The organism is Nocardioides dokdonensis FR1436 (genome assembly GCF_001653335.1).
Classification (GTDB): Bacteria; Actinomycetota; Actinomycetes; order Propionibacteriales; family Nocardioidaceae; genus Nocardioides; species Nocardioides dokdonensis.
In genome coordinates, this window is record NZ_CP015079.1 from 1,145,973 (window position 1) to 1,163,805 (window position 17,833).

The window sequence follows — 17,833 nt, forward strand, 5'->3', positions numbered from 1 at the left end:
GACTGCGTACCGGGTATGTATACCACGTATGCATACCCGGTATCCAGCCTCACTCCGACCGACGCAGAACGGCCGCCCCGGTGTCCCGGGGCGGCCGCTCGCGCGTGCTGGTGTGGTGCTGGTGCTGGTGCTGGTGCTGGTGCTACTCGGTGACGACCGAGAGCACGGTCGGGGCCAGCGCCCCCTCGTAGGTCAGCAGGCCGAGGTACTCCGCGTCCGCCTCCAGGCCGGTCCAGCTCACGTCGAACGTGGTGGGCTGCTGGGCCTGGGTCGGGACCGGGTTCGGGTCGACGGTGAGGTCACCGAGGTCCGGACCGGCACCGACGAGGAAGGTGTCGAAGTCGTAGGCCATCGGGCTGCCCTCCGAGCCGGCGGCGTAGCCGTCGATCTCGAAGAAGTACGCCCCGGCCTCGGGGGCCAGCACGTCGACCCGCTCGTCGGCCGAACCGGTCGCGGACTGGCCGGCGTAGGCGTAGATCGTGGCCGGGTCGCACGAGTCGGCGGCGTAGACGAAGAGGTCCAGGTCGCTGCTGTCGTCGGCCACGTCGAGGTCGAAGCGCGCCAGGTCGACGCCCTCCGGGATCTCCACGCAGTCCGAGAGCACGGACCTGCCCTCCGCGACCGAGCCGTCGGCCGAGATGCCCTGGGCCAGACCGGCGGTGCCGATGGCCAGCTCACCGCTGCTGGACGGGGTGATCTCGACCGTGGTCGAGCCGTCGGTGCCGGTGCCCTCGACGGACAGCGGCGCCTTGACCGAGACCGGGCGCAGGGCGACCGGCAGGCGCATCTTGGTCGGGCCGGACAGCTTCACCACGCCCTGGGCGAACTCGCCCAGGGGCGCGTCGGTGCGGGTGAAGTCGATGGTGAGGTCCTCGATGTCGCCCTTGCGCTTGGCGGTGACGGTCGCAGGGTGGGTGGCCTTGAAGCCGGGCACCTTGACCTTGACCTTCCAGGTGCCGGTGCGGGTGGCGACCATGGTGCGGGTGAACGAGGCGGTGCCGGCGACCTGGCCCTGGGCCATCGAGGGCAGGTTGACCTCGGTGGCGGCGAGCGCGGGGACGCCGGTGTCGAGACCCTGACCGGTCAGGAAGCCGCGCCACTCACGAGCACCGGAGCCGATGAGCCAGCCCGGGTCGAAGAACTTCTTGGGGTTCACGATGCCGGCGCCCTGGGCGTGCGCGTCGTTCGAGGCGTTGCCCTCGGCCGTGCGGGTGCGGTTGGCGGTGGTCATCATCGCCGACTGCACGTCCTGGGGGGACCAGGCCGGGTAGGTGCCCATCAGGAACGCGCCCAGGCCCGCGATGTGCGGTGCGGCCATGGAGGTGCCGGAGTACAGGTCGTAGTCGCGATCGGAGTTCGTCGGCGGCGACACCGCGGCGAGCACGCTGGAACCGGGGGCCGCGATGTCGGGCTTGAGGATGTCGGACTCGTTCGCGACGGCCGGGCCGCGCGAGGAGAACCCGGAGACCTGCGGCAGCGGGGTGACCGTGTCGGTCTTGTTGCCCAGCAGGAACGCCGCGGTGGCGGACTCGCCGGCCTCGTCGATGTACTCGTAGATCGCCGCGCCGGCGGTCTCGTCGACGTGGACGGTCGGGATCACGTGGAAGTCGGCGTCGAGGCTGTTGGGCGTCGGGTTGACCAGGATCATCGCGACCCCGCCGGCCCGGGCGACCTCGGCGGACTTGTCGACGCGGGCGTAGGCGCCGCGGTCGCAGACCACGACCTTGCCGGCCGCGAGGGCCGGGTCCAGGGTGCCGGCACCGCACAGGGCGGCGTCGGCGAGGTCGTCGGTGCCGGCCACGGAGACCGAGTCGACGAGCGGGGTCGACGCGAGGCGCTCACCCGCGATCGAGGCACCCACGAGCTTGGTGCCGTCCCCGAGCTTGACGGTGTTCTCGAAGTTCACGTGCGTGGTCGAGGCCACCGTGGTCAGCCACGGGCTGTTGTGCGCCACGGTCGAGGCGTCGGGACCGCTGTTGCCGGCGGAGGCGGCGACGAAGACGCCGGCCTCGGCCGCGCCCTCGAAGGCCACCTCGACGGAGTCCACGACGGTGTCGGTGGCACCCGAGATCGAGAAGTTCAGCACGTCGACACCATCGGCGACGGCGTCGTCGATGGCACCCAGGATCGCGTCGGTGTAGCAGCCGCCGCTGTCGGGGTCGGTGTCCTCCCAGCAGACCTTGTAGACCGCGATCCTGGCGGCCGGGGCCATGCCGGACAGCTTGCCGAACTCGCGACCCTCGACCTCGACGCCCTTGACGATGTTGCCGGCGGTGGTCGACGCGGTGTGCGAGCCGTGGCCGCCACCGTCACGCGGGGAGAGGAACTCGTCCTCGGCCATCTCCGCGGTGCCCGCGGCGATCTGGGCCTCGAAGGAGTCGGAGTAGAAGCGCGCCCCGACGACCTTGTCGTTGCACAGGGTGACCTCGAAGTCGTCGCCCGCCTCGCAGGCGCCGGTGAAGACGCCTCCGTCGAGCTTCTCCATGCGGGTGTTGCCCTCGGCGTCCATGGAGATGTCCCACTTGGTGCGGGGCTGCTCGCTGAGCGCCTTCCCGGAGAACGAGGCCGACTCGGGCCAGTAGCCCGAGTCGATGACACCGGCCACGACGCCGTCGCCGGCCTTGGGACGCGGGCCGTGCTTGGTCCAGGCACCCTTCTTGCCGGTCATCCCGAGGGAGTCGCCGGTGTTCCAGGTGTCGAGCTCGCGGGTCTGGTTCTTCTCGACCAGCAGCACACGACGGTCGCCGGCGAGCTCGAGGGCCTGCTTGGCACTCAGGTCGGCGACGAAGCTGTTGCTGGCGATCGTGTTCGTGCTGACCGGGCGCACGCCCGCGTCACTGGCGAGCTCGCGCTGCGCGCGCTCCAGGTGGGCGCTGTAGGCGCGCACCTTGTCGGTGTCGGCGCGGAACTGGCCACCCTGGGGCGCGCGGGTGGGCGCGAGGCGCTGGGTGCCGCCGGCGTACGACGCCGCGGCGGGCTCGCGCAGGACGACGACGTAGCGCCCCGCGTCGTAGGAGGTCAGCGCGTCGGCGCCGCTCCGGGTCGGAGGGGTCGTGGAGTCGTCGGCGGCGGAGGCGGCCGGCACGGCGGCCGCGACTCCGGCCGCGAGCAGACCCGCGGAGATGAGGCCGATGCTGCGCCGGATCGCGGCGCTGCTCGAGGGGTTCGTGTGCACGAGTGTGTGTCTCCCTGTACTACCCGAGATCCCCACCGTGCGCCGAGCCCGAGAAGGTCGGTCGCGAACACGGGGGGTGAGGTGAACCACAACCCACGCGCCCCACCCGGGTCAAGCGATTGCCCCGGGGGGCATGGCAACAGTTTCGTAACGGTGCCCCGGTGGGTGGCCGCCGGGGTGGGCACCAGACTGGTGTCATGACCACCACCCTGATCACCGGCGCCTCCTCGGGACTCGGCGCCGAGATGGCCCGCCAGCTCGCCGCCCACGGCGAGGACCTCGCGCTGTGCGCGCGGCGCACCGATCGGCTCGAGGAGCTGCGCGCCGAGATCCTCGCCGCCCACCCCGGACGCCGCGTCGCCCTGCGCACCCTCGACGTCACCGACCCCGACCAGGTGCCGGTCGTCTTCGGGGAGCTGCGTGCCGAGCTCGGGGGGCTCGACCGGGTCGTCGTCAACGCCGGCCTCGGCAAGGGCGCCCCGCTCGGCACCGGCCAGGCCGCGGCCAACCGGGAGACCGCGACCACCAACTTCCTCGGCGCGCTGGCGCAGACCGAGGCGGCGATGGAGATCTTCCGGGCCCAGCGCTCGGGCCACCTGGTGATGGTCTCGTCGATGTCCGCGATGCGGGGCATGCCGAAGTCGATGACCACCTATGCCGCCACGAAGATCGGCGCGGCGTTCCTGGCCGAGGGCCTGCGCACCGAGCTGCACGGCACCGAGCTGGGCCGCACGGTCGACGTCACGGTGCTCTACCCCGGCTACATCGCCTCCGAGATGAACGAGCAGGTGGCCCAGCGCACGCCGCTGATGGCCTCGACCGAGAAGGGCGTGCGCTCGATGGTGGCTGCCATCGAGAAGCGCGCCGGCTCCGCCTGCGTGCCGGCCCTGCCCTGGGCGCCGATGTCGGTCGTCATGAGGCACGCTCCGCTGGGCGTGCTGAAGCGCCTGCTCTGAGGTCCAGGCCCGCGAGCACGTGGCTCAGGCCCCGGTGCTCGCGGGTGGGCCCGGTCGCCAGCAGGGTCAGCGCCAGGTACGCCGCCAGCGCGGCACCGCCCCACGGCAGGTCGGCCAGGCCCAGGGCGAAGACCGGGCCCAGGCCGGCGGCGAGCTTGACCACCCGCTGCGGCACCAGCAGCCAGCGGCGTCGCGAGCGGGTGTGCAGCGACACCACCCACTCACCGACGGTGCGGCCGGAGCCGAGCACCAGCACCGCCTCGAGCGCGAACGGAACGCTCCACTGCAGCAGCACCTGCAGGTCGCGCCAGGTGGGCAGGTCGAGGACGTAGACGTGGACGACGCGCAGCCCCAGCGCGACCGCCGCGCCGACGGCCACGACGAAGACCGCGTCGCAGGCCATCCCGACCAGCCGCCGACCCCAGGTGACGCGGCTCGGCAGCGGCCGGGCCTCCGGTCCGCTGCGGCGCACCAGGGCCCAGGAGGCCAGGGAGCCGAGCACGGCACCCAGCGTGTTGAGGAGCAGGTCGTCGACGTCCAGCAGCCGGTAGGCGCAGTCGTAGAAGCCCCACAGGCCGGTGCCCTGCGTGGTCTCGATCAGCGCCGAGGCGAGCAGCCCGAGCAGGCCCGCGACGAGCACGCCGCGCCGCAGCACGCGGCGTACGAAGAAACCGAAGGGCACGAAGAGCAGCACGTTGAGCGCCACCTGCAGGAACGCGGGCTGGCGCAGGAGCGCGCGCACTCCCCCGCTCTCGGGCAGCGAGACCCGGCCCACCGAGGTGAACGGGTCGAGCTGGGTGGGCCGGCAGACGAACGAGCCGGGGTCGGGCAGCGGCAGGAGGGTGTAGGTCCACAGCGCCAGGCCGTAGACCGCCGCGGCCAGCAGCACCAGCAGCTCGGCGGGCGGGAGCCGGCCGTGGCGGCGGTAGCGCACGGCCGCGGTCGGCACGAGCAGCAGCACCGCCACGACCGAGCCGAGCCCGATCGCGACGAGTGCGTTGAGGGCCTGGTCCGACACGATCGGCCGGCCTAGCGGTAGGTCAGCTGGTCGGGCGCCAGGTGCTCGTGCTCGTTGAAGGTCAGCAGCCGCGCCCCGGTGGACCCGACGACGACGCGGGTCACCGACGAGTTCACGCACACGGTGTTGAAGCGCTGCCAGGTCGCGGCGTACGACGCCGGGTCGGCGTCCTCGCCCAGCACCAGGGCGGCGCACAGCGCGGCCACGACGCCGCCGGAGGTGACCGCGACGACGCTCTCGCCGCGCCCGGCCCGCGCGGTGGCGGCCTGCAGCGCGCCACGGGCGCGGGCCCGGAAGGCGGCGTAGGTCTCGGGGTAGTCGGCGTCGTGATCCCCCGTGGTCCAGCGCGCGGTGGCCTGCTCGAAGACCCGTTGGAACGCGCGCCGGTCGAGCTCGCCCCGGTGCGCCTCGGCTGCGGGCGGGTCGGGCAGCGCGCCGATGACGCCGAGGTGGTCGAACTCGTCCCAGCCCTCGTCCACGGACGCACCGTCCCCGGCCCAGCCGGCGCCCTCGACGAGGGCCTCGGCGCTCTCGCGGTGCCGGCGCATGGAGCCGCGCACCACCGCGGTCGGGGTCACGCCGCGCGCGGCCAGCCAGGCCCCCAGCGTGCGGGCCTGGTCCCAGCCGGTCGGCGAGAGCACGTCGTAGTCGTCGGCGCCGAACGAGGCCTGGCCGTGCCGCACCAGCAGGACGAGTCCCATCAGCGGCCGTCGAGCAGCCGGCGGCAGCGCTGCTCGAGGTAGGCCACGACCTGGCCCAGCGGGGCGTAGGCCTCGTTGGTGGTCTGGCCGTCGACGTAGCGGTACCAGATCTGCTGGGCGATGACCGCGAGGCGGAACAGCCCGAAGACCTCGTAGAAGGCCAGGTCGTCGGTCGAGGGCGTGCGGCCGGTGCGCTCGCAGTAGCGCTCGACCAGCTCGGCGCGCGTCCACATGCCCCGGACGTGGGTGGGCTGGCGGCGGAAGAGCTGGAACGTCTCGTCGTCGTCGGCCTGCACCCAGTAGGCCAGGGTCGAGCCGAGGTCCATCAGCGGGTCGCCGACGGTGGCCAGCTCCCAGTCGAGCACCGCGCGCACCCGCGGGTCGCCGGGGCCGCCGTCGAGGACGAGGTTGTCGAAGCGGTAGTCGTTGTGGATCAGGACCTGCCCCACGTCGGCGGGCTGGTGCTCGGTGATCCAGGCCAGCACGTCGGACCAGTCACCGGTGTCGTCGGTGCGCGACCCGTCGAGCCGGGAGGTCCAGCCGCGCACCTGCCGGGCGACGTACCCGTCGCCGCGGCCGAGCGCGGCGAGCCCGGGCACAGCGGCCACGTCGACCGCGTGGAGCTCGACGAGGACCTCGAGGGCCCGCTCGCACAGCAGCCCGGCCGTCGCCGGCGCGACCTGGCCCCACGAGGCGGGCAGGTCCTGGCGCAGGATCGTGCCGGGCACCCGCTCCATCACGTAGAACTCCGAGCCCAGCACGGACTCGTCGCCCTCGTGGCCGATCATCACCGGCACGTGGTCGAAGACCGGCGCGAGCGCGGCCTGGAGGTCGTGCTCGCGACCCATGTCGTGCGCGCCGGCCGCCTTGCGACCACCCGGCGGGCGCCGCAGGATCACGTCGTACGACGTGTGGTCGGGGCGCGGCTGGCGCACCAGGTAGGTCAGGTTCGAGGCGCCGCCGCGGAACTGGCGGACCTCGCTGATCTCGTCGAACCCGGTGCGCGGTGCCAGCCACGCGGCCAGCGCAGCCACGTCGAAGGCGTCCTCGTCGCGGACGCGGCCCGCCGGGTTCTCGTCGACCGTGCTCATGGCGTCGGGGATCAGCGCAGCTGCATCGAGCCCGACACGGCCACCTCGAAGGGCAGGGCGGCGTGCTCGGCGATGCGGGCGTCGAGCGCGGCCGCGACGTCGTCGGGCCACGGCGCCGTCCGGCGGGTCTCCATGTCGATGTGGAGGAAGATCTCCTCCATCACGTAGCTGACCCGCTCGTGGGTGTCGTCGAGCAGGTAGACCAGCACGTGGGCCGCCCGCTCCGAACGACCCAGGAGGCGCACGCGCGCCGACATCTTGTCGCCGGTGCGGAGCTCGGCGAGGTAGAGCAGGTGGTGCTCGGCGGAGAAGCAGGCGTGCCCGTCGGCCGGCCAGTTCTGCGGGATGCCGAGCTCGACGAGCGACTCGTCGAGGCCCTCGCTCGCGATGCCGGTGTAGTGCCGGACGTTGAGGTGGCCGTTGGCGTCCTCGAACGCGACGGGCACGGGCTGCTCGGCCCAGGCCGGGAGGTCGACGAGCTGGCTGTAGGAAGGCTGCGGAGTGCTCACGGACCAAGACCCTACTGATCCGACCTCACCCTGCCAGCCCCATCCCGCGAGTCGGCGCAGATGTACCGCCTCGCGGGGACATCTGCGCCGGGTCGGCGCGACATGTGGGCCGGGTCGTCAGGCACTGACCGCGACCACGACCCGGGCGCGCTCGACCGGGTCGGACCAGCGGCGAGCGGTGCGCAGCAGCCGCGCGGTGGACCAGCAGGCGAAGGGCACCGCGGCCAGCAGGCACACCGCCGGGTCGTCGAGGCGAGCCAGCCCCGAGAAGAGCAGGCCCGTGACCGTGGTGCTCAGCGCCAGGCGGACCGAGTAGCCGACCATGGTCAGCGGCGGGGCGGGGGTGGCGCGCGCCGAGCGCAGGTCGACGGCGTACGGGCGCTGCAGCGACCAGCGCATGGAGGCACCGACGACCTGCAGCGTGACGACCACCAGGACGGCGAGCAGCGCGGACGCCTCGCCGGCGTCCGGCCGGCCCGAGCGCAGCCCGCCGAGCACGATCGTGGTCAGCGAGGCCGCGAGCAGGAACTCTGCCAGCACCACCGCGCGGGCGAGGAAGACCTGGTCGGGGCGCACCGGCAGGCTCTCGCGCCACAGCCCGCCGCGACCGTCGAGGCACCAGGCGTTGACGCCGAACAGCAGCGCGCCCCCGGAGGCCACCAGCCCCGGCAGCACCACGAGCTGGGCCCAGTCGAGGGCGCCGAGCAGCGCCACCAGGCCCGGGCCGACCGCGAGGACGGCCAGGCCGCGGCGCATCGGCACCGCTCGCCACACCGAGGCCCGGTCGGTGCGCACGAGGGCGCCGAGCACGGTCCGGGACAGGGGCCGGGCCTCGTGGACGCCCGACTCCAGCCGCAGCTCGTCGCGCGGGGCGCGCCGGGCCGCGAGGTGGGCGGGCACCGCACCCAGCACGACCGCCGCCAGCACCGCCGCCGTGAGCGAGACCACCGCCAGCGCCCAGTCCCGGTCGGCACCGCCGGTGAGCGCGACGACGAGCCGGACCGTGGGCACCCGGTCGAGCACGGGCACCAACGACCCGGTGACCTGCAGCGCCAGCACCGCACCGATGGCCCCGACCGTGGTCGCGCGGACCAGCAGCGGGCCGTGGCGCAGCCGTCGCACGGTCTCCACGCACCACGCGACGACCTGCGCCGCCGAGGTGGCCAGCGCCACCCACAGCGCCACGCCGACCTGCGCAGGCAGCAGCCGCTCGGGCCCCACGGCGTACGCCGTCGCCCCGAGGAGGCCCCAGGCCTGCAGCAGCCACGCGATGTTGAGGGGCGCGAGGAGCAGGGCCCCCAGGTGGTCGGTCGTCGGGCTGAGCGGGTGCACCACAGCGGCGTCGCGGGCGATCAGCTCCCGTCCGCCCCCGGAGGCGACCGCCGAGACGACCGCGACCAGGACCAGGGCCACGAGCGTCGTCGGCAGCAGCACCAGCACCTCGAAGGCGCGGTCGGACGACCCTGCTCCGGGCACCAGCGCGGGTCCCACGGCCACGGCCAGGGTGGCCAGCGCGAGGACCCCGACCGCGAGCCGGAACGGTGCCCGACGCCGCACGGCCCCGGCCCGGAAGGCCAGCAGCGCCCGGGTGTCGGCGACAGCGCGGGCCGCGTCAGTCCAGGAGCGCCCGGTAGGCACGTGCGCCCTCCTCGCCGGCCATCTCCGCGGCGCCGAGCTCGGCGACCCGGGCTCCACCGCGCAGCACCAGCATCGACGAGCAGGCCTCGATGGCGAGCTCGCGCAGGTGGGTGGAGACCAGCACCGTGGCGCCCCGCGCGCAGGCGTCGGCCACCACGTCGAGGGTCGCCTCGACGCCGAGCGGGTCGACGCCGTCGAAGGGCTCGTCGAGCAGCAGCACCGCCGGCTCGTGCAGGGCCGCCAGGACGACGGAGAGCCGGCGGCCCATCCCGTGCGAGAAGCCGGCGGTGACCCGGTGGGCGGCGTCGCCGAGCTCGAAGCGCTCGAGCAGGTCGCGGGCCCGCTCCTCCCAGCCCCGGGGCAGGCGGCGCAGCCGCGCGGCCAGCTGGAGGTGCTCCCACGGCGTCGCGCGGGGCACCAGCCCGCCGACGTCGGGGCAGTACCCGACGGCGCGCTTGGCCTCGAGCGGCTGGCGGCGTACGTCGTGCCCGGCGACCCGCACGGTGCCCGCCGTCGGCGGCACCACGCCGGCCAGCACCCGCATCGTCGTGGACTTGCCGGCGCCGTTGCATCCCAGCAGGCCGGTCGCCCGCCCCGCCTCGGCCACCAGGTCCACGCCCGCGACGGCCTCGACCGCGCCGAAGCGCACGTGCAGCCCTCGCACCTCGACCCCGGGTTCGCCCACCTGCAGAGTCTCCCCGACCCCGTGCGGGAGCGTCGGACGATCCACGAAACGCGGCCGGGCCGGCGCCCCCGGAGGGACGCCGGCCCGGCGTGGTTCGTGCGGTGCAGCAGGTGCTGCGTGGTGCGGACGGCTCAGGCGGGGAACCCCTCGCCCGTCGCCGCCATGTCGCGCAGGTGCTGCGTGGGGCGGAAGCGCTCGCCGTAGGTCTCGGCGAGCTCGTCGGCGCGACGCACGAACGCCTCGAGCCCGACCTCACCGTCGGCGTGCTGGTAGCCGGTCATGAACTGCGCGGCGCCACCGGTCATCGGCGGGAAGCCGATGCCCATGATCGAGCCGATGTTGGCGGCCGCCGCGGAGGTGATGACGCCCTCCTCGAAGCACTTGGCGGTCTCGAGGGCCTCGGCGAAGAGCATCCGGTCCTTGCAGTCCTCGATCGGGGGCTGCTGCTCGGCGAGCGGGAACAGCTCGGAGAGGCCGTCCCAGATCGTGGTCCGCTTGCCCTGCTCGTCGTAGTCGTAGAAGCCCGCACCGCGCAGGCGACCGGCACGACCGGCCTCCAGCATCCGGCTGACCACGGCGGTGCCGGGGTGCTCCTCGACCTGGACGCCGTCACGCTCGTTGGCCTCACGGGTGGCCTTGGCGATCTTGCCCATCAGCTCGAGGTTGAGCTCGTCGGAGAGCTGGAGCACCGGGGCGGGGTAGCCGGCCTGGCTGGTGGCGCGCTCGATGGTCCACGGCGCCACGCCCTCGGCGAGCATCGCCATGCCCTCGTTGACCATGAAGCCGATGACGCGCGAGGTGTAGAAGCCCCGCGAGTCGTTGACCACGATGGGCGTCTTGCGGATCTGCTGGACGACGTCGTAGGCCTTGGCCAGCGTCACCTCGGAGGTCTGCTCGCCCTTGATGATCTCGACGAGCGGCATCTTGTCCACGGGGCTGAAGAAGTGCAGGCCGATGAAGTCGGCGGGACGGTCGACACCCCCGGCGAGCTCGCTGATCGGCAGCGTGGAGGTGTTCGAGCACAGCAGCGCGTCGTCGTTGACGTACGGCGCCACCTCGGCGAAGACCTTGGCCTTGAGTGCCGGGTCCTCGAAGACGGCCTCGATCACCAGGTCGCAGCCGGCCAGGTCGGCCGGGTCCGCGGTGGCGGTGATCCGGCCGAGCAGCTCGTCGGACTTCTCCTGGGTGAGCTTGCCGCGCTCGACGGCCTTGGCGTTGAGCTTCTCGGAGTACGCCTTGCCCTGGGCGGCGTTCTCGGCCGAGACGTCCTTGAGGACGACCTGCATGCCGGCGCGGGCGCAGGAGTAGGCGATGCCCGCCCCCATCATCCCGGCACCCAGGACGCCGACCTTGGTGGCCTTGAAGGGCTCGATGCCCTGGGGGCGCAGCTTGCCGGCGCCGATGGCCTGCAGGTCGAGGAAGAACGCCTGGATCATGTTCTTCGAGCCCTGGTTGACGACCAGGTTGGTCAGGTAGCGCGACTCGATCCGCGAGGCGGTGTCGAAGTCCCGGCTGGCGCCCTCGACCGCGGCCGAGAGGATGGCCCGGGTCGCGGGGTAGACCGCGCCCTTGGTCTGCTTGCGCAGCAGCGCCGGGAAGACCGGCAGGAAGCCGGCCAGGCCGGGCGAGCGCGGGCTGCCGCCGGGCATCTTGTAGCCGGGGGCGTCCCACGGGTTGGCGTGGGCGTCGGGGTTGGCCCGGATCCACGCCTTGGCGGCCGGGACCAGCTCCTCGCGGGTGGCCACGAGCTCGTCGACGAGGCCGACCTCCTTGGCCTGGGCGGGCTTGAACTGCTTGCCCTCGAGCAGCACGCTCATGAGGGCGTCCTGCAGGCCGAGCATGCGCACGACGCGGGTGACGCCGCCGCCGCCGGGCAGCAGGCCGAGGGTGACCTCGGGCAGGCCGAGCGAGACCTTGGGGTCGTCGACGACCACGCGGTGGTTGCAGGCCAGGGTGATCTCGAGGCCGCCGCCGAGGGCGGCGCCGTTGATGGCGGCCACGACCGGGCGGGGGAGCTTCTCGAGCCGACGCAGCGAGGCCTTGACGTCCTCGGCCATCGCGAACACCTCGGGGGCGTCGCCCGGCGTGGTGGTGACCATCGACTTGAGGTTGCCGCCGGCGAAGAAGGTCTTCTTGGCGCTGGCGACGACGACGCCGGTGACGGCCTTCTCGTCGGCCGCGATCTCGTCGTACAGCCGGTCCACGCAGGCGTTCATCGACGTGCGGTAGAGCTCGTTCATGGTGTTGGCCGACGCGTTCGGGTCGTCGAGGGTCAGGGTGACGATGCCGTCGGCGTCCTTCTCGTAGCGGACGGCCGTCTCAGTGGTGGTGCTCATGCGGTGTGTGCTCCTGGAGATCGGTGAGAGGGACGTCAGACGAGCTCGACGATGGTGGCGATGCCCATGCCACCGCCGACGCAGAGCGTGGCCAGGCCGCGCTTCTGGTCGCGGCGGGCCAGCTCGTCGATGAGCGTGCCGAGGATCATCGCGCCGGTGGCGCCGAGGGGGTGGCCCATCGCGATCGCGCCACCGTTGACGTTGGTGATCTCGTGGCTGATGCCCATGTCGCGCATGAAGCGCATCGCCACGGCCGCGAAGGCCTCGTTGATCTCGAACAGGTCGATGTCGCCGACCTCGAGACCGGCCTTGGCCAGCGCCTTCCGGGCGGCCGGGGCCGGACCGGTGAGCATGATCGTCGGGTCGGCGCCGGAGACGGCCATCGAGATGATGCGGGCGCGGGGGGTCAGGCCCAGGTCGCTGCCGACCTGCTCGTTGCCGATCGCCACCAGGGCGGCGCCGTCGACGATGCCCGAGGAGTTGCCGGCGTGGTGGACGTGGTTGATCTTCTCCACCCAGTGGTACTTCTCCAGCGCCACGTCGTCGAAGCCGGCGTCGCGGCCCGGCTGGGCGAAGGAGGGCTTGAGACCGGCGAGGCCCTCGGGGCTGGTGTCGGGCCGGATCGTCTCGTCGTGGTCAAGGATCGTCAGCCCGTTCATGTCGCGCACCGGGATGACCGCGTCGGCGAAGTAGCCGTTGGCCCACGCCTTGGCGGCGCGGTGGTGCGACTCGGCGGCGTAGGCGTCGACGTCGTCGCGGCTCCAGCCCTCCAGGGTCGCGATCAGGTCGGCGCCGATGCCCTGCGGCACGAAGCCGGTGGCCAGCGCGGTGGCCGGGTCGGAGGCCCAGGCCCCGCCGTCGGAGCCCATCGGCACGTTGCTCATCGACTCGACGCCGCCGGCGAGCAGGAGGTCCTCCATGCCACCGCGCACGCGGGCCGCGGCCTGGTTGACGGCCTCGAGGCCCGAGGCGCAGAACCGGTTGAGCTGGACGCCCGCGACCGTGTCGGGGTAGCCCGCGGCCAGGGCCGCGGTCTTGGCGATGTCGCCGCCCTGCTCGCCCACCGGGGTCACGACGCCCAGGATCACGTCGTCCACGCGGTGCGGGTCGAGGGTCGGGTTGCGCCGCTTGACCTCGTCCAGCAGCCCGACCACGAGGTCGACGGGCTTGACCTCGTGCAGCGAGCCGGCCGCCTTGCCCTTGCCGCGCGGCGTACGGATGTGGTCGTACACGAATGCTTCTGCCATGACCGTCCTCGGTTCTCGGGTAGCGCCGCGACCGCCGGAAGGCGTGGGCGCGCACGTTCTGACTCGATTGTGACACTATTACTGTCAGTGTCGTCAAGGACCAGGACGACCCGATCCGTGCGGAGGGGTGTGATGGGCGCCACGTCGAGCGAGCGGCCCGAGGGGCTGCTGACCCTCGAGGAGCTGACGGCGCGGGTCGGCATGAGCGTGCGCAACGTGCGCTTCTACACGACCAAGGCCCTGGTGCCGCCGCCGATCCGGCACGGCCGCTCCGGCTACTACAGCGACGACCACGTCGCGCGGCTCGAGCTCGTGCGCGAGCTGCAGGGCCACGGGTTCACCCTCGCCGCCATCGAGCGCTACGTCGCGGCGGTGCCCGACGACGCCAGCCCCGAGCAGATCGCGCTGCACCGCACGATGCTCGCCCCCTGGCAGGCGGAGGCCACCGAGCAGATGAGTCGCGCGGAGCTCGAGACCCGCGCCGGGCGCACGCTCAGCGACGACGACCTCGACCTGCTGGCGGCCCTGGGCATCCTGCGCCGGCGCGGCTCGAGCGCCGAGGTGACCCCCACCCAGCTCACGGTGGGGCTCGGCCTGCTCGACCTGGGCTTCCCGACCGCGGCCGCCGAGTCGGCCGCGGAGGTCTACGCGCGTCACGGCCGCCAGATCGCCGAGGAGCTCAACGACCTGTTCCGCACCCAGGTGTGGCCGGCCTACAAGGAGGCCGGCGCCTCGGCCGAGCGGATCCGCGAGGTCGTCGAGCGGATCAAGCCGTTGTCGATCTCCAGCCTGGTCGCGGCCTACGAGGCGGCGATGGACGAGAGCCGCCGCGAGGAGATCGAGGCCCGCGCCGCCCGGGCGCAGCCGTCGCTGGGTGACCCCCCGGGGCCCGCGACTGCCTAGGGTGGGGGGATGAGCCCCACCGTCCTCGTCACCGGAGCCACCGGCTTCGTCGGCCGCCGTCTCGTGCCCGCCCTGATCGACGCCGGCCACGAGGTCAGGGCGATGACCCGCCGACCCGAGCAGTACGACGGCCCCGGCGAGCCGGTCCACGGCGACGTGGACGACCCGGGCACGCTCGGTGAGCCGCTGTCCGGCGTCGACGTGGCCATCTACCTCGTGCACGCCCTCGACGACAACGACTTCGAGCGCAAGGACGCCGCCGCGGCGAAAGCCTTCGCGCTCGCCGCGGCGGCCAGCGGCGTACGCCAGATCGTCTACCTGGGCGGGCTGGGCAAGGACGGCACGGACCTCTCCCCGCACCTGCGCTCGCGCCGCGAGGTGGAGTCGCTGCTGGGCACGTCCGGGGTGCCGGTGACGGTGCTGCGCGCCGCGATCGTGGTCGGCGCCGGCGGCATCTCGTGGGAGATGACCCGCCAGCTGGTCAAGAACCTGCCCGCGATGGTGGTGCCCAAGTGGGCCGCCACCCGCACCCAGCCGATCGCCGTCGACGACGTGGTGCGCTACATCGTCGGGGTCACCGGCCTCGAGGACTCCTACGACCGCGTGCTCGAGATCGGCGGCGCCGACCAGCTCTCCTACATCGGCATGATGCAGGAGGCCGGTGAGGTGATGCTCGGGCGACGGATCCCGGTGCTCAAACTCCCGGTCGGCACCCCGGTGCTGTCCTCGTGGTGGATCAAGCTCGTCACCGGCGTCGACACCACCACCGCCGGCAACCTCATCGAGTCGATGGGCACCGAGGTCGTGCAGACCGACTACGCCATCCGCGACCTGGTCCCCGGCGAGCCGCTCACCTACGCCGAGGCCGTCCGCCGCGCCCTCGAGGACGACAAGGACTGACCCCCCCCGACGGCCGAGCGGTCACTTCTGCACCATCGAGCAGTCACTTCTGCACCATCGAGCAGTCGGTCATGCACCTTCGAGAGGTCAGGTCCGGCCCCGCCGGCGTACGCCGTCCGGGTGCGGAAGTGACTGGTCGGCGGTGCGAAAGTGACCGCTCGTCGAGTCGGGTGGGCTGGTCCAGCTCTCGCTCTGGGTGAGCCACAGCAGGTAGCCCAGCGCGGGCAGCACCAGCACGACGGCGATGCCGACCACCACCAGCAGCCCCTGGAGCGTCGCGGGCGCGCCGGCGGCGTCGCTGATGGTCACCTCGTCGACCAGCAGCCAGGGGTACTGCGCGACGCCCCACCCGCTGACGACCGACGCGACGGCGGTGACGGCGCTCCAGCGTGCCGGCCCGAAGCGGCGCAGGGCGACGAGCGCCACGGTGCCGGCGCCCGCGACCGCGGACAGCACCACCAGCGGCAGGGCGCGGCCCGAGAGCCCGGCCCACAGGGTGGGGGCGTCGTCGTGCAGCGGGACGAGCGCGGCCAGCACCAGGGCGCCGGTGACCAGCCCCACGGCGAGCACGCGGCGGCGCAGCTGGTCGGTCAGCCGGGCCCGCCCGGCCCGGTCGGCGTCGGCGACCAGGAAGACCCCGGCCAGGAAGGCACAGGTGCCGACGGCGACCACGCCGCCGACGAGGGACGTCGTCGTGAGCCACGAGCCCCACGGGTCGCCGTTCCCCTCGGGGGGCACCCGCCCGGAGGCGATCGCCCCGGCCACGGTGCCCAGGAAGAAGGGGGTGATCAGCGAGGAGCCCGCGAAGACGACGCCGAAGAGGCGCGCCTGGCGCAGGGTGGCGGCGTACTTGCGGAACGCGAACGCCGACCCGCGCAGCACGATGCCGCCGAGGGCGAGGAGCAGCGGCACGACGAGGGTGCTCATCACGGCCGCGAAGGTCTCCGGGAAGCCGGTCCACCACAGGACCAGGACGAAGATCAGCCAGACGTGGTTGGCCTCCCAGACCGGACCGATGCTGTGGTCGACCTGGCGGCGCAGCTCGGCGCCGCGGCGGGCACCGCCGGCGGTGAGGTCGAAGAAGCCGGAACCGAAGTCGGCGCCGCCCAGCACGGCGTAGGCCAGCACCCCGGTGAACATGGCGGCCGCGACCGCGATCTCGAGGCTCATCGGGTCGTGCCCACCCGCTCGGGCCCGTAGGGGCTGGGCAGGTCCTCGTCACCCTCGCGCCAACGGCGCGCCATCGAGCGCAGCACCGTGACGGCGCCCACGGTCATCGCCGCGTAGACCACGGTGCTCACCCCCAGCAGCCACCACAGTCCCGAGCTGTCCCCTGCGGCCTCGACGGTGCGCATCACGCCGTAGACGACCCAGGGCTGGCGACCCACCTCGGTCGCGACCCAGCCGGCCTCGAGGGCCACCACCGCGAGCGGGCCGGCGAGGACCACGCCACGCAGCAGCCAGGTGCCGCCCCGCGCGCCGGGGGTGAGCAGGTCGTGCCCACGCCAGCGGGCGACCCAGTAGATGATCGCGACGAGGGCCAGCAGGGTCCCGATGCCGACCATCGACTGGAAGGCCAGGTGCGTGATGTTCACCGGCGGGTGCTGGTCGGCGGGGATCGAGTCGAGACCGGGCACCGGTGCGGTGAGCGAGTTGCGAGCAATGATCGAGCCCAGGTAGGGGATGTCGATCGAGAACCGGGCCTCGCCGTCGATGAGCAGCCCGCCCAGGCGCAGCGGGGCGGGGCTCTCGGTCTCGGTGGCCAGCTCGAAGGCGGCCAGCTTGGCCGGCTGGGTGTCGGCGAGGCGCGAGCCGAGCAGGTGCCCGATCAGCGGCTGGGCCACGGCGGCCACCGAGGCGAAGGCGAACGGCACGGTGAAGCCGAGCCGGTGGTGGCGGTCGCGGCGACCGCGCAGCATGCCGGCGGCGTACACCGCGGCGATGCAGAAGCCGGCGACCATGAAGGCGGCCACCCACATGTGCAGGAACTGCCACAGCACGCCGCTGTTGAACATCGCGGCCCAGGGGTCGACGTCGGTGACCTCGCCGTCGACCATCCGGAAACCGGTGGGGTTGTTCATCCAACCGTTGACGGCCAGCACGCTGAAGGTGCCCGCGATGCCGGTGAGCGCCATCGGGACCAGCATCAGCAGGTGCTGGCGGGGCGGCATCCGGCCCCAGCCGTAGAGGTAGATGCCCAGGAAGATCGCCTCGAGGAAGAACGCGACGCCCTCGAACGCGAACGGCAGACCCAGGACGTCCCCGAAGGTGCCCATCAGCCCCGGCCACAGCAGCCCCATCTCGAAGCTGAGCACGGTCCCGGAGACCGCGCCGATGGCGAAGAGGACCGCGGAGACCTTGGCCCAGCGTCGCGCCAGGACCAGCGCCACCGCATCCTCGCGGTAGATGCCGCGCCAGTGCATCACCGCGATCATCGTCGGGAAGGCGACGCCGAAGCAGGCCAGGATGATGTGCCAGCCCAGCGAGAGCGCCATCTGCTGGCGCGCCGGGAGGAGGCCCGCGGGCTCGGGGAGGTCGGCGGCCAGGACGCCGAGGCTGCTCAGTGCGGAGAGGAAGGGGTCCACACCTGGGACCGTACGCCGCTCCCGTGGCCGCCCCCAGGCTTTGTGAACGGATTCACGAAGTCGGTCCGGCCCCGCCGGCGTACGCCGTC

General features: G+C 73.1%; 14 protein-coding genes. 3 read left to right on the plus strand and 11 right to left on the minus strand.

Going from position 1 to position 17,833, the window contains the following annotated elements:
- Positions 1–142: 142 nt before the first annotated feature.
- The gene (locus tag I601_RS05485; RefSeq protein ID WP_068107213.1) at positions 143–3,175 is read right to left on the minus strand and encodes a S8 family serine peptidase; all 3,033 of its coding nucleotides are present in this window, start codon (positions 3,173–3,175) and stop codon (positions 143–145) included.
- A 197-nt stretch (positions 3,176–3,372) separates the two neighbouring features.
- On the opposite strand from I601_RS05485, the gene I601_RS05490 reads away from it, so the two are divergent.
- The gene (locus I601_RS05490; protein WP_068107215.1) at positions 3,373–4,131 is read left to right on the plus strand and encodes an SDR family oxidoreductase; all 759 of its coding nucleotides are present in this window, start codon (positions 3,373–3,375) and stop codon (positions 4,129–4,131) included.
- Here the strand turns inward: I601_RS05490 and I601_RS05495 are convergent.
- The 8 genes from I601_RS05495 to I601_RS05530 all read right to left on the minus strand — a co-directional run bounded on the left by I601_RS05495 (position 4,088) and on the right by I601_RS05530 (position 13,356).
- Complete coding sequence (locus I601_RS05495) at positions 4,088–5,149, minus strand: VanZ family protein (protein WP_068107217.1); 1,062 nt, start codon at positions 5,147–5,149, stop codon at positions 4,088–4,090. The genes I601_RS05490 and I601_RS05495 overlap by 44 nt on opposite strands.
- A gap of 11 nt (positions 5,150–5,160) precedes the next feature.
- On the minus strand, positions 5,161–5,850 hold the full coding sequence (locus I601_RS05500) for a histidine phosphatase family protein (RefSeq protein WP_068107219.1): 690 nt from the start codon (positions 5,848–5,850) through the stop codon (positions 5,161–5,163).
- A complete protein-coding gene (locus I601_RS05505) occupies positions 5,850–6,941 on the minus strand; it encodes a phosphotransferase family protein (RefSeq protein WP_068107221.1) in 1,092 nt (363 codons plus the stop codon). Before I601_RS05505 ends, I601_RS05500 begins: the two co-directional genes overlap by 1 nt.
- Before the next feature lie 11 nt (positions 6,942–6,952).
- On the minus strand, positions 6,953–7,450 hold the full coding sequence (locus tag I601_RS05510; protein WP_068107223.1) for a thioesterase family protein: 498 nt from the start codon (positions 7,448–7,450) through the stop codon (positions 6,953–6,955).
- Positions 7,451–7,567: 117 nt separating this feature from the next.
- Positions 7,568–9,088 (minus strand): hypothetical protein, encoded by a 1,521-nt coding sequence (locus I601_RS05515; RefSeq protein WP_068107225.1) that lies wholly within the window; start codon positions 9,086–9,088, stop codon positions 7,568–7,570.
- Positions 9,063–9,773 (minus strand): ABC transporter ATP-binding protein, encoded by a 711-nt coding sequence (locus I601_RS05520; RefSeq protein ID WP_237089561.1) that lies wholly within the window; start codon positions 9,771–9,773, stop codon positions 9,063–9,065. Before I601_RS05520 ends, I601_RS05515 begins: the two co-directional genes overlap by 26 nt.
- A gap of 131 nt (positions 9,774–9,904) precedes the next feature.
- The gene (locus I601_RS05525) at positions 9,905–12,109 is read right to left on the minus strand and encodes a 3-hydroxyacyl-CoA dehydrogenase NAD-binding domain-containing protein (protein WP_068107229.1); all 2,205 of its coding nucleotides are present in this window, start codon (positions 12,107–12,109) and stop codon (positions 9,905–9,907) included.
- A 35-nt stretch (positions 12,110–12,144) separates the two neighbouring features.
- Complete coding sequence (locus tag I601_RS05530; RefSeq protein WP_068107232.1) at positions 12,145–13,356, minus strand: acetyl-CoA C-acetyltransferase; 1,212 nt, start codon at positions 13,354–13,356, stop codon at positions 12,145–12,147.
- Between the two features lie 132 nt (positions 13,357–13,488).
- On the opposite strand from I601_RS05530, the gene I601_RS05535 reads away from it, so the two are divergent.
- Positions 13,489–14,259, plus strand: coding sequence for a MerR family transcriptional regulator (locus I601_RS05535; protein WP_068107234.1), 771 nt, complete (start codon positions 13,489–13,491; stop codon positions 14,257–14,259).
- Between the two features lie 9 nt (positions 14,260–14,268).
- Positions 14,269–15,159 carry an NAD(P)H-binding protein gene (locus I601_RS05540; protein ID WP_068107236.1) on the plus strand — a complete coding sequence of 297 codons (891 nt, stop codon included), beginning with the start codon at positions 14,269–14,271 and terminating at the stop codon, positions 15,157–15,159.
- Between the two features lie 87 nt (positions 15,160–15,246).
- Here the strand turns inward: I601_RS05540 and I601_RS05545 are convergent, their stop codons facing one another.
- Together I601_RS05545 and I601_RS05550 are read right to left on the minus strand one after the other, a co-directional pair.
- Positions 15,247–16,329: a cytochrome d ubiquinol oxidase subunit II gene (locus I601_RS05545; RefSeq protein WP_068107238.1), complete on the minus strand. Its 1,083-nt coding sequence runs from the start codon at positions 16,327–16,329 to the stop codon at positions 15,247–15,249.
- Positions 16,326–17,744, minus strand: a complete 1,419-nt coding sequence (locus tag I601_RS05550) for a cytochrome ubiquinol oxidase subunit I (RefSeq protein WP_068107240.1) — start codon at positions 17,742–17,744, stop codon at positions 16,326–16,328. The genes I601_RS05545 and I601_RS05550 overlap by 4 nt, the downstream gene beginning before the upstream one ends.
- Positions 17,745–17,833 lie beyond the last annotated feature (89 nt).

Coding starts and splice junctions, on each gene's coding strand:
- I601_RS05490 (WP_068107215.1), top strand. CDS start 3,373: ATGACCACCACCCTGATCACCGGCGCCTCCTCGGGACTCGGCGCCGAG.
- I601_RS05500 (WP_068107219.1), bottom strand. CDS start 5,850: ATGGGACTCGTCCTGCTGGTGCGGCACGGCCAGGCCTCGTTCGGCGCC.
- I601_RS05505 (WP_068107221.1), bottom strand. CDS start 6,941: ATGAGCACGGTCGACGAGAACCCGGCGGGCCGCGTCCGCGACGAGGAC.
- I601_RS05525 (WP_068107229.1), bottom strand. CDS start 12,109: ATGAGCACCACCACTGAGACGGCCGTCCGCTACGAGAAGGACGCCGAC.
- I601_RS05530 (WP_068107232.1), bottom strand. CDS start 13,356: ATGGCAGAAGCATTCGTGTACGACCACATCCGTACGCCGCGCGGCAAG.
- I601_RS05535 (WP_068107234.1), top strand. CDS start 13,489: ATGGGCGCCACGTCGAGCGAGCGGCCCGAGGGGCTGCTGACCCTCGAG.
- I601_RS05540 (WP_068107236.1), top strand. CDS start 14,269: ATGAGCCCCACCGTCCTCGTCACCGGAGCCACCGGCTTCGTCGGCCGC.
- I601_RS05545 (WP_068107238.1), bottom strand. CDS start 16,329: ATGAGCCTCGAGATCGCGGTCGCGGCCGCCATGTTCACCGGGGTGCTG.